The organism is Erwinia typographi, assembly GCF_000773975.1.
In the GTDB taxonomy this organism is placed as follows: Bacteria; Pseudomonadota; Gammaproteobacteria; order Enterobacterales; family Enterobacteriaceae; genus Erwinia; species Erwinia typographi.
The window spans coordinates 38,245-52,006 of sequence record NZ_JRUQ01000040.1 but is presented as its reverse complement, the minus strand read 5'-3'; the positions used below and the strand labels follow the sequence as shown (position 1 = coordinate 52,006).

13 protein-coding genes are annotated in these 13,762 nt (G+C 59.3%); 7 read left to right on the top strand and 6 right to left on the bottom strand.

What is annotated here, in order from left to right:
* The first annotated feature begins 183 nt into the window (after nt 1–183).
* From ansP to nudK, 7 genes are all read left to right on the top strand, one after another.
* A complete protein-coding gene (gene ansP / locus NG99_RS13620; protein ID WP_034893719.1) occupies nt 184–1,659 on the top strand; it encodes an L-asparagine permease in 1,476 nt (491 codons plus the stop codon).
* A 322-nt stretch (nt 1,660–1,981) separates the two neighbouring features.
* Nucleotides 1,982–2,755, top strand: a complete 774-nt coding sequence (locus NG99_RS13615; RefSeq protein WP_034893716.1) for an ATP-binding cassette domain-containing protein — start codon at nt 1,982–1,984, stop codon at nt 2,753–2,755.
* A gap of 33 nt (nt 2,756–2,788) precedes the next feature.
* Entirely contained in the window at nt 2,789–3,772 is a 984-nt protein-coding gene (locus NG99_RS13610) for an autoinducer 2 ABC transporter substrate-binding protein (RefSeq protein ID WP_034893712.1), read from the top strand.
* An 11-nt stretch (nt 3,773–3,783) separates the two neighbouring features.
* Complete coding sequence (locus tag NG99_RS13605; RefSeq protein WP_034893709.1) at nt 3,784–4,749, top strand: ABC transporter permease; 966 nt, start codon at nt 3,784–3,786, stop codon at nt 4,747–4,749.
* A complete protein-coding gene (locus NG99_RS13600; protein WP_034893706.1) occupies nt 4,746–5,690 on the top strand; it encodes an ABC transporter permease in 945 nt (314 codons plus the stop codon). The genes NG99_RS13605 and NG99_RS13600 overlap by 4 nt, the downstream gene beginning before the upstream one ends.
* A 3-nt stretch (nt 5,691–5,693) precedes the next feature.
* Nucleotides 5,694–7,022, top strand: coding sequence for a M20 family metallopeptidase (locus tag NG99_RS13595; RefSeq protein ID WP_034893704.1), 1,329 nt, complete (start codon nt 5,694–5,696; stop codon nt 7,020–7,022).
* Between the two features lie 63 nt (nt 7,023–7,085).
* Nucleotides 7,086–7,664: a GDP-mannose pyrophosphatase NudK gene (gene nudK, locus NG99_RS13590; RefSeq protein ID WP_034893702.1), complete on the top strand. Its 579-nt coding sequence runs from the start codon at nt 7,086–7,088 to the stop codon at nt 7,662–7,664.
* 17 nt (nt 7,665–7,681) lie between these two features.
* On the opposite strand, the gene NG99_RS13585 is transcribed toward nudK, so the two are convergent.
* The 6 genes from NG99_RS13585 to NG99_RS13560 are packed head-to-tail and all read right to left on the bottom strand — an operon-like array spanning nt 7,682 to nt 13,762.
* The gene (locus NG99_RS13585) at nt 7,682–8,644 is read right to left on the bottom strand and encodes a ribokinase (RefSeq protein ID WP_034893700.1); all 963 of its coding nucleotides are present in this window, start codon (nt 8,642–8,644) and stop codon (nt 7,682–7,684) included.
* The gene (gene alsK / locus NG99_RS13580) at nt 8,641–9,534 is read right to left on the bottom strand and encodes an allose kinase (RefSeq protein WP_034893698.1); all 894 of its coding nucleotides are present in this window, start codon (nt 9,532–9,534) and stop codon (nt 8,641–8,643) included. The genes NG99_RS13585 and alsK overlap by 4 nt, the downstream gene beginning before the upstream one ends.
* A complete protein-coding gene (gene alsE, locus NG99_RS13575) occupies nt 9,531–10,223 on the bottom strand; it encodes a D-allulose 6-phosphate 3-epimerase (RefSeq protein WP_034893697.1) in 693 nt (230 codons plus the stop codon). The genes alsK and alsE overlap by 4 nt, the downstream gene beginning before the upstream one ends.
* Entirely contained in the window at nt 10,223–11,260 is a 1,038-nt protein-coding gene (locus tag NG99_RS13570; protein WP_034894061.1) for an ABC transporter permease, read from the bottom strand. The genes alsE and NG99_RS13570 overlap by 1 nt, the downstream gene beginning before the upstream one ends.
* 14 nt (nt 11,261–11,274) lie before the next feature.
* The gene (locus NG99_RS13565; protein WP_034893695.1) at nt 11,275–12,264 is read right to left on the bottom strand and encodes an ABC transporter permease; all 990 of its coding nucleotides are present in this window, start codon (nt 12,262–12,264) and stop codon (nt 11,275–11,277) included.
* The gene (locus tag NG99_RS13560) at nt 12,257–13,762 is read right to left on the bottom strand and encodes a sugar ABC transporter ATP-binding protein (protein ID WP_034893693.1); all 1,506 of its coding nucleotides are present in this window, start codon (nt 13,760–13,762) and stop codon (nt 12,257–12,259) included. Before NG99_RS13560 ends, NG99_RS13565 begins: the two co-directional genes overlap by 8 nt.

The following is a 13,762-nucleotide window of genomic DNA, read 5'->3' as shown; positions in this document are numbered from 1 at the left end:
AGCTTTACAGAACGGTTAGGATGCATCGCCGCAATTTTCCCGCTTCCGTCAAGAATATAACTACAGGAACCCGGGTTTTGCCCAGACGTTTGTGCTGCTGGCGCAATCGTTTGGTTGGTAACACACATCAGGATACCCGGGACGGGTAGCCGTCATACTGTGGACAGGATAATAGGAACGATAATGAAAGCTGATAAAACAGCGGTTGCCAACAAGCGCGCCGCAAGAAGACGTTGGTTAAACTCTCATGACTCCGGCTATCACAAGGCCATGGACAATCGTCACGTTCAGATGATTGCCATTGGCGGCGCAATAGGCACGGGGCTGTTTCTGGGGGCGGGGGCTCGTCTGCAGATTGCCGGTCCGGCGCTGGCCATCGTCTATTTAGTATGCGGTATCTTCTCTTTCTTCATCCTGCGTGCGCTGGGTGAGTTGGTGCTTCACCGCCCCTCCAGCGGTAGCTTTGTTTCTTACGCGCGTGAGTTCCTTGGTGAAAAGGCTTCCTACGTGGCGGGCTGGATGTATTTCGTCAACTGGGCGATGACCGGTATCGTCGATATCACGGCGGTAGCGCTCTATATGCATTACTGGGGAGCGTTTGGCGATGTGCCGCAGTGGGTGTTTGCGCTGGGCGCGCTGGCTATCGTCGGGACCATGAACATGATCGGCGTGAAGTGGTTTGCTGAGATGGAGTTCTGGTTCGCGCTGATTAAAGTGCTGGCGATTGCTATCTTCCTGGTGGTTGGCGTGGTGTTCCTCGGCTCTGGCAAACCGCTGGACGGCAACACCACCGGCTTCCACCTGATCAGTGATAACGGCGGATTCTTCCCGCATGGCCTGCTGCCGGCTCTGGTTCTGGTCCAGGGGGTCGTCTTCGCCTTTGCCTCTATCGAACTGGTAGGGACGGCTGCCGGGGAGTGTAAAGATCCGAAGACCATGCTGCCAAAAGCGATTAACAGCGTGATCTGGCGAATTGGTCTGTTCTACGTTGGATCGGTGGTGCTGCTGGTGCTGCTGCTGCCGTGGAATGCCTATCAGGCCGGGCAAAGCCCGTTTGTTACCTTCTTCTCCAGGCTCGGCGTTCCCTATGTTGGCAGCATCATGAATATTGTGGTGCTGAGCGCGGCGCTTTCCAGCCTTAACTCCGGCCTTTACTCAACGGGCCGCATTTTGCGCTCAATGTCGATGGGCGGATCGGCGCCGAAGTTCATGTCAAAAATGAGCGGCCAGCAGGTGCCTTATATGGGCATTCTGGTGACGATTGGCGTCTACATCATCGGGGTTTACCTCAACTATATCGTGCCCTCCAGCGTCTTCGAAATCGTGCTGAACATCGCTTCGCTGGGGATTATCTCCTCCTGGGCCTTTATCGTGGTCTGCCAGATGCGGCTGCGCAAGGCGATTAAAGAGGGGCGGGCGGAAGACGTGAGCTTTAAGCTGCCGTGGGCGCCGTTTACCTCGTGGCTGACGCTGCTCTTCCTGGCGAGCGTGCTGGTGCTGATGGCTTTCGACTACCCGAACGGGACGTTCACCATCGCCTCGCTGCCGCTGATTGCGGTGATTCTGGTGCTGGGCTGGTTTGGCGTGCGTAAGCGCGTGCATGCGGTCGCTCAGACCGAACACGAACAGCAGCCGACGAAAGAAGATTCGGCAGGCTAACCGTTTGCTGAACAGAGAAGGGCGGCCTGAGTCAGGCCGCCTTTTTTATGGCGGCTGCTTCAGACTGGCGCAGGGCTGCACGATGATGACGCATCCTTGATTTTCAACGGAAAAAATCCTCTGCCATCGCGTTAACCGGTTTACCGGCTCATTCATAAATTACTGCTGTTATTTCAGCCTCCTGCCTTTTATATCTGTCACCTCACCGCTGAACTGGCACGCGAACTGCTTAATTATTCCCCAACAGACCAATGCTGGATGCCCCGCTCCCTAAAGCGGGTAAACCGGTTTACTTAAGCACAGTCAGCCTCAGGGAATCGTTATGGGTGAAGTTCTGGTCAAAGCAAACAATATTACCAAGCGCTTTGGGGCGCTGACGGCGCTGAACGGCGTCAGTCTTGAGATCCATCGCGGAGAGGTACTGGCGCTGCTGGGAGATAATGGTGCGGGCAAATCAACCTTCACTAAAGTGCTTTCGGGGGCCTTCAGCGCCTCTTCCGGGGAACTGAGCGTCTCCGGGAAAAGCGTCCGCTTCGCCTCGCCTAAAGACGCCGCCGACCACGGCATCGCCACCATCTATCAGGAACTGGCGCTCGCCGAAAACCTGTCGATTGCTGAAAACGTTTTCCTTGGCCGCGAGCTTAAGCGTCGGGTGTTGGGTATTCCTTTCTTACGGATGCAGGCCATGCGGCAGCGCGTTGAGCAACTGCTGAAGGAGCTGGACGCGCATATCTCAGATGCCGAAGCGCCGGTGGGCAGCCTGTCAGGCGGGCAGCGGCAGGCGGTCGCCATCTGCCGGGCGCTGAACCTGAATGCGCAGCTGGTGATGATGGATGAGCCTACCGCCGCGCTGGCGGTGGCGGAAACCCGCAAAGTACTCTCCCTGACGCGCAGGCTCGCCGAGCGTAACTGCGGCGTGGTGCTGATTAGCCACAACATCAGCGACGTTTTTGAGGTGGCCGATCGAATGGTGGTATTCCGTCGCGGTCGGAAAATTGCCGAGCGGCGGCGGAATGAAACCTCGCCTGATGAAATTGTCTCCCTGATCACCGGCGCGCATCCCGACGCGCGCGCCAGTGAGCAACTGCGTGATTAACCGATCGTTCCTTTCACTGGGTGGAATCTGACTATGATGAAACGCATCACTCTCACATTGCTTGCGACCTCTGTTTACCTTGCCAGCCAGTTTGTCAGCGCCGCCGACAAACCTAAAGTGGCTTTCGTCCCACAAATCGTCGGTATTCCTTACTTCCAGGCGATGCAGGAGGGCGGAAACCGCGCGGCGAAAGATCTGGGGGTGGATTTTGTCTACTCCGGGCCGGTGGATACCAACCCGATGGACCAGCTGCAAATTGTGCAGAACCTGATTGCTCAGGGCGTTAAGGCCATTTCGGTCAGCGTGCTGGACGCGTCAAGCCTCGCGCCGGTGGTGGAACAGGCGAAATCTCGCGGCGTATCGCTCTATACCAGCGACAGCGACGCGCCGGACAGCGGGCGGGCGGTCTATGTGGCGCAGGCAACCGACCAGGGACTCGGCGAGAGTATTATTGATGAGATGGTGAAGCGCGTCGGCGAAAGCGGCAAAATTGGCATTGTCTCCGGTGAGGCCACCGCTTCTAACCTCAATGGCTGGATTGGCTTTATGCAGGCCAGGGTGAAGGCGAAATACCCCAACATTACCCTGCTGGCGCCCCAGTTCGCCGGTGGCACCGCCAGCCGCGCCGCGCAGATAGCCACCGACCTGATCTCTTCCAATCCTGATTTGAAAGGCATTATCGCCGTCGCTTCTACTACCTGTCCGGGGGTAGCACAGGCTATTGAAACCGCAGGCAAGATTGGCAAAGTGATTGGCGCTGGCTATTGCAGTCCGAACACCGCCCGCGCCTACCTGAAAAGCGGTGCATTTGGCTACACCGTGTTATGGGACCCGGAAAAACTCGGCTATCTGACCGTCTGGGCAGGCAAGCAGCTGATTGACGGCAAACAATTCGCCACCGAAAACAGCGTTCCCGGCTTTGCTAAACCGGTCAGCTACGACAGCAAAACCGGCATTCTGCTGCTCGGCGCGCCCGCCGTTTTCACCAAAGATAACGTTGACCAGTATCACTTCTGACGGGAGCCGGTATGAAAGGAACGCTGTGGCGCTGGTCCGCGCGGGAAATCACTCTGGCAGCCGTTTGCCTGCTGGCCTGCGCGATTTTTTCGCTGGCTTCCCCCTGGTTTGCCACCGCCGACAATCTTGGCACGGTGCTGCGCAACAGCGTGGAGCTGCTGCTAATCGGTTTGGGAATGACGCTGATCCTGGCGATGGGTGGCGTTGATGTCTCGGTTGGGGTGGTGATGGGGCTGGCGGCATGGGGCGTTGGGCAGATGCTGGGGGCCAACGCGCTGTTTGCCGCCGTGCTGATTGGGCCAGCAATTGGTATCGCCGTTGGCGCTCTCACCGCCACCGTGGTGGTGGTGGGGCGGATACCGGCGATTGTTGGCACCCTGGGCCTGTACGGCGTTTATCGCACCGCCATCTTTGCCTTGCTGGGCGGCCAGTGGCTGTCCGGCCTGCCGGACGGGCTGACTCGCTGGGTAAACAGCCGGTTGCTGGGGCTGCCGCTAATGGCGTGGCTTATCGCGCTGGCCTGGTTGCTGGTCTGGCTGGCGCTGCGCAGGACTGCCTATGGTCCTCATCTGCTGGCTATCGGCCATTCGGAAGAGAAGGCTCGCCTCTCCGGCGTGCCGGTCAACCGCATCCGGTTTATGACTTTTATGCTGAGCGGACTGCTTTGCGGGATTGCGGCCACTTTTTATGTGGCGACCTACCGTAACGTCGAGATGACCATTGGCAGCACGCTGGCGCTGGAAGCTATCGCCGCTGTGGTACTCGGCGGAACGCGGATTACCGGTGGTGAATGCAGCCTGCTGGGTACGCTTCTGGGCGTACTGCTGCTGCGCATTTTGCAAAACGGCCTGCTGCTGATCGGCGTGCCTTCGCTGTGGCAGACGGTAGTGACCGGCGTGCTGTTGCTGGGGGTATTAAGTGCGGAAGTGCTAAGCGGACGCCTCTCGGTAAATGGACTGAGGCGGGGAAGGACATGAAATTTTTGCGTTCGCATCTCGTCACCTGCCTGCTGGTGGCGCTCTGGTGCCTGCTGGTCGCCGTGGTGCTGCTATTCCAACCCACGATGCTGGACCCGATAAACCTGACGGCCCTGCTTCAGTTTGCCACGGTGCTGGCGCTGGTTGCGCTGGGCCAGGCGCTGGTGGTGCTGTCAGGCGGCGCCGGGATCGATTTATCCGTTGGCGGCAATGTCTCCCTCTCTGCGGTAGTGGGCATGATGGCGCTGGACGCGGGAGCGCCTGCCTTTCTGCTGCCGGCGATCTGCGTGCTGTGCGGGCTGCTGCTCGGCCTGTTCAACGGCCTGTTGATCGCCCGGCTGAAGATCTGGCCGCTGATTGTCACGCTGGGGACGTTTTACGCCTGGTCAGGTCTGGCGCTGGCGCTGACCGGCGGCGCGGCGCTGTCCGGCGTTCCGCGCGAACTCCTGCCGTGGGGACGGGGCGCGTTAGCCGCTATTCCGCTGCCTTTCCTTTGCTGCGTGCTGCCCGCTTTTATCCTGGCGTGGGGAATACTGCAATTTACCAGCTGGGGGCGCTGGATCTATGCGATGGGGTTTAACGAACGTTCGGCCAGGCTGGTCGGCATTCCGGTCGATCGCTTACGACTGCTGATCTACGGCATTTGCGGCGCGCTGGCCGGCTGTGCCGGGTTTATTACCCTGGCCTGGCTGGGCAGCGGTCGTCCGAACGTCGGCGTCAATCTTGAGCTGGAATCCCTGACCGCCGCGCTGCTGGGCGGCATGGCGATCTTTGGCGGGCGGGGTGGGGCGATCGGCGTGCTGGCCGCCACGCTGCTGCTGGTGGCGATCAAAACCAGCCTGTTGCAGTTTGGCATCAATACGGTCTGGCAGGTCGGCGTGGTCGGGCTGCTGCTGATTATCGTGCTGCTGGCCGACCGTTTCTCATCTTACCGGAGATAATTTATGACATTAGCTCAGCGGATAGCCCGCCATGTGGAGAGCAACAGCGATCGTCTGGTGCAGACGCTTTGCGACTTAATTGCCTTTCCGTCGATAGTTAAGGTTGACCCCCGTGAAGCGGGGCCGGGAGAGCGTGACTGTCAGCTCTACCTCCAGCAGCGCCTGGCTGCGCTGGGCATGACCACCGACCTCTGGGATGCTGATGGCCCGGCGCTGTATGCCAAATATCAGGGGCGACCGGGCGCGAATAAAGGCCGGACTTTCGAAGGGCGTCCCAACCTTGGCGGCGTCCTGCGCGGCAGCGGCGGCGGGCGTTCAATCATGCTTAACGGCCATGTTGATGTGGTTCCTGCTGGCGCAGCGGAGCACTGGCACAGCGATCCTTTTACGCCGGTCGTGAAAGAGGGCGCGGTGTACGGGCGCGGCTCGGTAGACATGAAGGGCGGGGTGGCCTGCATGTTGATGGCGCTGACATTTCTTCAGGAGCTGAAGGTGCCGCTGGCCGGTGACGTGGTTTTCACCACCGTAGTGGATGAAGAAATTGGTGGGATGGGTTCGCTGGCTATGGTCGACCGGGGGTTCAGGGCCGATGCCGGGATCATGACCGAGCCGACCGCCAACCGTATTGCGCCAATCTGTCACGGCGTCCTGTGGGGAAGGATTGTGCTGGAAGGCATCGGCGGTCACGCGGAGCTGACCCCGAACTCGTGGGACGCCAGCGGCCCGGTGGATGCGATCGTGCTGTGTCGACAGATGCTGGACTCGATAGATATTCTCAATCGCCGCTGGCAGTACGATCCGCGTAAAAATCATCCGCTGATGGATTTGCCCAACCAGATTATCGTCACTCAGCTGAAGGCGGGAGAGCATCCGGCATCGCTGGCGGGAAGGGCTGAAATAATTATTGATGTCCAGTACCTGCCCGCCGAAAAGGATGAGTTTGGGCTGGGCGGCCACGTAAAGCGCGAACTGGAGGAGTATCTGGCGCGGGTTTGTGACGTCGATCCCTACCTTCGGGCGCATCCTGCCCGCATTGAGTGGATCCTCGATGCGGACTGTGCAGAAGTGTCGGCCAACCATCCTTTCGTCACCACTTTTCAGTCGGCGGTCGCGGAAGCGGCCATGCCGCCGGGCCTGGCGGGGTTTGGCGCGCATAGTGATATTGGCCTGCCGGGGCTGTTCGGCACGCCAACCGTCAACTTTGGCCCCGGCGATCCGGCGCTGTGCCATCAGCCGAATGAGCATGTGCCGGTGGCCGATCTGATGAGCTGCACCACGGCGATCGCGCTGGCGATAGCGCGCTGGAGCGGTCCGTCAGAAAGCCAGAATTAGGATAGTTTTCACCGCCGCGCGGCCTTATGATGACAGGCTCCCGAAAAACGCAACGGAGCCTGTATGTCAGCTAAAATCGAAGTGATCAAGAATAAAATCCTGTCAGATAACTGGTTCGTCCTGCGTAACTTTACCTACGATCTTACGGCCAAAGATGGCACCACAATCCGCCACAAGCGCGAAGTTTACGATCGCGGCAATGGCGCAACTATCCTGCTTTACAACCGCGATAAAAACAGCGTGATCCTCACCCGCCAGTTCCGCATTGCTACCTGGGTTAACGGTAATGAAAGCGGAATGCTTACGGAAACCTGCGCCGGGCTGCTGGATGATGATTCGCCGGAAGACTGCATCCGTAAGGAAGCCATTGAAGAGACCGGCTACGCGATAGGCCAGGTTGAGAAGCTGTATGAGATGTATATGTCGCCCGGCGGCGTGACCGAGCTGCTCCATTTTTTCGCGGCAGAATACGATGATTCCCTGCGCGCCAACGCTGGCGGCGGCGTGGAGGATGAGGATATTGACGTGATGGAAATTTCTTTTCCTCAGGCGTGGGCGATGATCAAAGAGGGCCGCATCAAAGATGGTAAAACCGTGATGCTGCTTCAGCATGCGCTGCTGGAAGGCTGGCTGACGCTTTAGCCCTCTCCGACGTTTGCTTAAACCGTTGCTGGCTGCAATGCCTGGATAGCGATCTCAGGAAAAGCACGCATCCTTTCCACCGCATCCGCGTAGAGCGGCATCGAGTGCGCGGCACCGGCCCGCTCAACGCAGACCGAAGCATAGGCGGCGGCGAACAGCGCCGCTTTCTCCAGCGCTTCGCCTGCCGCCAGCCTGGCCGCCAGCGCGCCGTTAAACGCGTCTCCTGCGCCGGTGCTGTCTTTTGGCTGTGCGGGATACACCGGGATCAGCGAAAACTGCTCGCCGTCGGACAATAAGGCGCCGCTGGTGCCTAAGGTGATAATCAGCTGCCGCACGCCTTTACGATGCAGTATGGCCGCCGCCTGCCGCGCACTGGGCACATCGTTAACCGTCATGCCGCTGAGCAGAGAGGCTTCGGTACTGTTCGGCGTCAGCAGGTCAATCTTGCTTAACAGGCCGTCGCTGACCTTTTGCCACGGTGCCGGGTTGAGGATCAGGAAGGTTTCTGCGGCCCTCGCGCTGTCCACCATCCGCTGGATAGCGTTGAGGTTGTTCTCCAGCTGCATCAGCATGATATCCGCCGCCGCGACCGTCGGCTGGCAGCGCGCGACCTCCTGGGCGGTCACCGTCAGATTAGCGCCCGGATAGACCGAAATCATATTCTCGGCATCGTCACCCGCCACATAGATCAGCGCGTTACCGGTTGGTTTCTCTTTACAGGTAAACAGCGTAATGGCATCAAAGCCGGTTTTTTCCAGATGACGGCGGGCGAAGCTGCCGAAGTCGTCGCTGCCGATTTTGCCGATATAGTGCACCCTTGCGCCAGCGCGCAGGGCTGCGGTGGCCTGATTCGCCCCTTTGCCGCCCGGTCCCATCATGCAGCTTTGCGCAATCAGCGATTCGCCCGGCATCGGGAAACGGGCCATCCTGGAGACGATATCCAGATTGAACGAGCCAAATACGCACACTTTTCCTTTCATGCCGTTTCTCCAAAGTGACGCTCGGCGGCCAGGCAGGCGCCGCGACAGCCGGTGCGGTCGGTGGCCTCGCTGAAGACGATTTTCAGAGCGTTGCGGGTAACCGGCGGCCGCAGATGCTGTTGAATTTGCTGGCGCAGCTCGGCCAGCGGAAAGTCCGCCATTGCCAGCACGCCGCCGCCGAGGATCAGCGTGTCCGGGTCAAGAATATTCATCTCGGTAGCGATAGTTTTTGCCAGCCGCTGCGTAAATGCCTGTAGATCGGCATGAGCGTGATGGCGAGTGAAAAGATGGGCGATCGGCGTGTCCGGCGCCTCTTTTGCCGCCCAGCCGCTCAGCCAGTGGCCGGAGATCAGCGTCTCTGCGCAGCCATGGTTGCCGCACGGGCAGGGGAGCGCGTTGTCACCCAGCGGAATATGCCCCAGCTCGCCTGCGCCGCCGTGCTCGCCGTGATAAAACGCGCCGTTCAGCCACAGGCTGTTGCCCATTCCTGTGCCAAGGTAGAGCCCTACCGCGCTGTTGGGCAGCGCGGGGAGCTGGAGCAGATCCCACAGCATCAGATGGTTGACATCCTTATCCATCGCCACCGGCACGCCCAGCCTTGCCGACAGTTTTTCCGCCACCGGCTGGTTATCCAGCGCCTGAATAAACGGCAGCGACAGCACCTGCAGGCGATCGCGGCTGAGGATCCCCGGCAGGCCCAGCATGATCCCGCTGACCCGCTGTTTCTCCAGCACCTGCAAAATCAGTTCCGCCAGCGCGGCCAGCGCATCGTGCTGCAGCGACCAGCTGGCGGTAGCGACCTTATGAAAATCCAGCCACTTTCCCTCACTCATCGTCGTCAGCCTGGTGCTGGTCCCGCCAATATCCACACCCAACCAGCTTTGTGTCATGCGGACGCCCTCAGCCTGTCCTGAGCGTCGGCAATCTTCTGCGCCATGCTGTCCCAGGCCCTGGTCAGATCGTTATCCAGGTTAAACAGGCCTGAGGTGCCGACGATCAGCACTTCCGCACCGGCCTCCAGCAGCGTGGCGTAGGTTTTCTCGTTACAGGAACCGTCGATCTCAATCAGGTAGTGATAGCCGTGCTGCTGCTTCAGCGCCTTCAGCTCGGCAATTTTCCTGACCATTTCGGGAATAAAAGGCTGACCGGCGTAGCCGGGATCAACGGTCATCACGGTAATTTTATCCAGCAGATGGATGTAGTGATGAATAAAGGATACGGGCGTTGCAGGATTCAGCACCACGCCCACTTTCTTCTTCAGCGAGCGAATTTGATTGATAACCCGGAACGCATCGCGATTAATGGTTTCTGCGTGTGGGCAAATATAATCGGCACCGGCTTTGGCTACCGCGTCAATAAAATCGGTGGGCTCTTCAACCATCAGATGCACGTCAATCGCCACCGGCGTGAAGGGGCGGATCTGTTCGATAAAAAACGGCGACAGCGTGATGTTTTTCACGTAGTGACCGTCCATGATATCCACATGGAGAAAATCGGCGCGGGTATTCAGTACGGCCAGCTGCTGCTTAATTTCCATCAGGTTCATGCACATCAGCGAAGGGGAGATTTTAGTACGCATCAGACTTCCTTTTTCATTAAGTTGGCGCGCAGGGCGCTACGGCGCACGGCGCGGTATTCCGCGTGACGGGCGTTAAAGAATTTCACCGCCAGCACCACGATCAGCACGGCTCCCCACATGGCGAGGCTGAAATGCTGGCTGATATTCATCAGGTTGAAGCCGGTAGAAAGGGTTTGCAGCGCAATCAGCGAGAGCACCACGCCGCTGACGCGGCCAAAGCCGCCGTTGGGGTCGGTGCCGCCAAGAATGATCGCCAGCACGGTCAGCAGCAGATACGAGTCGCCGTAGCCCATGCGGGCCGAATTAAAGCGAGCCATCATCACCAGCCCGGCCAGCACGCAAAGCAGGCTGGAAAGGATATAGACCAGCATCAGAATGCGGTGGGTGTTAACGCCGCTGAACCAGGTGGCGTTGATATTGCTGCCGCCCATATAAATACATTTGCCCGCGTGGGTTTTGCCGAGGAACAGCGCCATGCCGGCGGCGGCAAACAGGAACACCCACATCGGCAGCGGTACGCCAAGCAGCGTGCCGGAACCCAGCACGTTCAGCACCTCTGGCATACCGCTGATGGCTGCGCCGCGCGTCAGGAAAATGCCAATGCCGTTGACCGTCATCATCGTAGCCAGCGTGACCAGAATAGGATGAGCACCAATTTTGGTGACCATCAGCCCGGTCACCGCGCCGATAACAATGGCGATGGCCGCCGCGCCAGCCAGCCCCATCGCCAGCCAGAACAGCTGCATAGCAATGCCCGCTCCGGCCGGTAGAAAATGCAGCAGCAGCCAGGCGATAAACAGACTGGTCAGGTTAGCGGTGGCGATAATGCACAGGTTCAGGCCGCCGCTGAGAATGGCGATAAACATCGCCAGCGTCAGCAGCCCCAATTCCGGCAGTTGAAAAGCCATGCTCATAAAGGTGCCGTCGGTCAGAAAGCGGCCCGGCAGCATCCAGGAAAAAAGGGCGACGGCCAGCACAATCAGCAGCAGCAGCCCGCTGGTTACGCCGTCCGGTTTAGCCCAGTGCAGTCGTTTCATCATCTCTCCTCCGGTCAGACGAAGCTGACGTCGGTCTCTTTGCGTTTTTTGTAGTGGGTCACGGTAATAGCCGCCATGATCACCCCGCCAACCACGATATTCATGAAGTAGTCAGAGACGCCGAGCAGGTTGAGGCCATTTTTGAGGATGGCTATCAGGAACACCCCCATCAGCGTGCCGGTCACCGTGCCTTTGCCGCCCATCAGGCTTGCGCCGCCCAGCACGGTAGCGGCCAGCACGTCCAGCTCGCCGCCGACCAGCGCGTTCGGCACCACTTCACCCATGCGGTAAACCTGCACCAGCCCGCCGATAGCGGCCAGCGCCCCCAGATAGCCGTAGGCCAGCAGATGAATCAGCCCGACGCGGATGCCGATGCGGCGCGCCGACTCCTGATCGCCGCCGACGGCATACAGCTGGCGGCCCAGATGGGTTTTGTTCAGCAGCAGCCAGGTCAGCAACGCCAGGCTCAGCATCACCGTCAGCGGCAGGCCAACCTGAAAGGGTTGCCCCTGCCACGTAAAAGGCATCACGCTTCTGAGCTGAATCCACCAGTCCGGCAGGCTGTAAAGGCTTTTGCCGTTGGTCAGCCACATCAGCAGGCCGAACAGCAGCGACTGCATACTGATGGTGATGATGATCGAGACGATGCGCAGCGAGTAAATCAGCAGCGCATTGATCGTCCCGAACAGCGCGCCGCAGACGATAGCGAGCACAATGCTCAGCAGCGCGTTATCGAACTGGAACTGAACAAACAGTGTCGCTATCAGGTACTGCACCACCGAGGCAACGGCCGCGAAGGAAATATCAATGCCGCCCGTAACCAGCACCACAAACAGCCCGAGGGCGAAAATTCCGGTAACGGCGTAGCTTTCCGCCAGATCCAGCAGATTCTGCACGCTGAGGAAACGATCGCTGGCGAGAGAAAAAATCACCACGCCGATCAGCAGTACCCACGCCAGCCAGCCCTGACTGGACTGCGGTTTGAAAAAGGATAAATCAGGCATTGATCACCTCCGCGAGAGCCTGTTGGTCCAGCCCGGCAGGCTGATATTCCGCGCAGATCTGCCCGTCGCGGAAATGCAGGATGCGGTCGCAGTTGTAGTAAACCTCCGGCACTTCGTCGGAGATCAGCAAAATTGCCAGCCCCTCTTTTGCCAGCTCGTGAATCAGCCGGTAGATGCTGGCCTTAGCGCCAACATCCACGCCGACGGTTGGCGAGTCGAGGATCAGAATTTTCGGCTGGGTCAATACCCATTTCGCCAGCACGATTTTTTGCTGGTTGCCGCCGGAGAGGGTAGAGATGGCCTGGCTGGGATCGGCCACGCGCACGCCAAGCTGATTAATCCACTGGTGGATCAGCTTGTTTTTGCGATATTCATCAATCAGATGGAAGCGGTTGCGCAGCTTGTCGAGGATCGGCAGCACCATGTTGTCCGCCACCGACTGCTGCTGGACTAATCCCAGCGTCAGGCGATCTTCCGACACATAGCCAATGCCGGCCTTGATGGCGTCTTCATGACTGCGAAAGCGCACCGGCCTGGTATCAAGCCAGATTTTGCCGCTGTCCGGGCGGGTCATGCCAAACAGGGAAAGCGCCAGTTCGGTGCGGCCGGAGCCAAGCAGGCCGCAAAGGCCCAGCACTTCGCCTGCCCGCAGGCTGAAGCTGACGTCCTGATACTGACCGGCGCGGGTGAGTTTTTCCACCTCCAGCAGCGTGCGGGCATCCTGCTTAAAAGGCGGCCTGAGCTGATAATCGAGCTTCAGCCCGGTCATCAGCTCAGTCAGCCGGTGACCGTCGATTTCGCTGGCGGGCCAGGTGCCCATTTTGCGACCGTCGCGGATCACCGTGACCCGATCGGATATCTCCAGCACTTCGTCCAGCCGGTGGCTGACGAACACCACGCAAATCCTCTTCTCCTTCAGGTAGCGCACGGTTCTCAGCAGCTGGTTGACCTCGGTACGGGTCAGCGAGGCGGTCGGCTCATCCATGATCACCAGCCGCGCATCCGCCACCAGCGCGCGGCAAATGGCCACCTGCTGACGCTGGGCGATCGACAGGGAAGCCACTTTGTCATCCAGCCGCAGGCTAAAATTCAGCTCGCTGATAATGCGTGCGGCGGTCTGGCGCAGCTTTCTGGCGCTGTACCAGCCCAGCAGCCCGTTAAGGTTGTGTTCAAAGGCGATGTTCTCGGCCACGCTCAGGTTGGGAAACAGGGACAGATCCTGATAAATCACCTGAATACCAAACTGTCGGGCCTGTTTCGGGGTAAGGCGGGGAAACGACTCCCCGCTATCCAGCGTGATGCTGCTGCCGCTGTCCGGCGCGTGTACGCCGGAAATAACCTTGATCAGCGTGCTCTTGCCACAGCCGTTGGTGCCAGCCAGGCAGTGAACTTCCCCTGCCATCAGCGACAGCGAAATTTCGCTCAGAGCGCGGTTACCGCCAAAGGTCTTCGACAGGTTAGCCAGCTCAATCAGCCGGTGTGGTTCGATTAGCTCCAT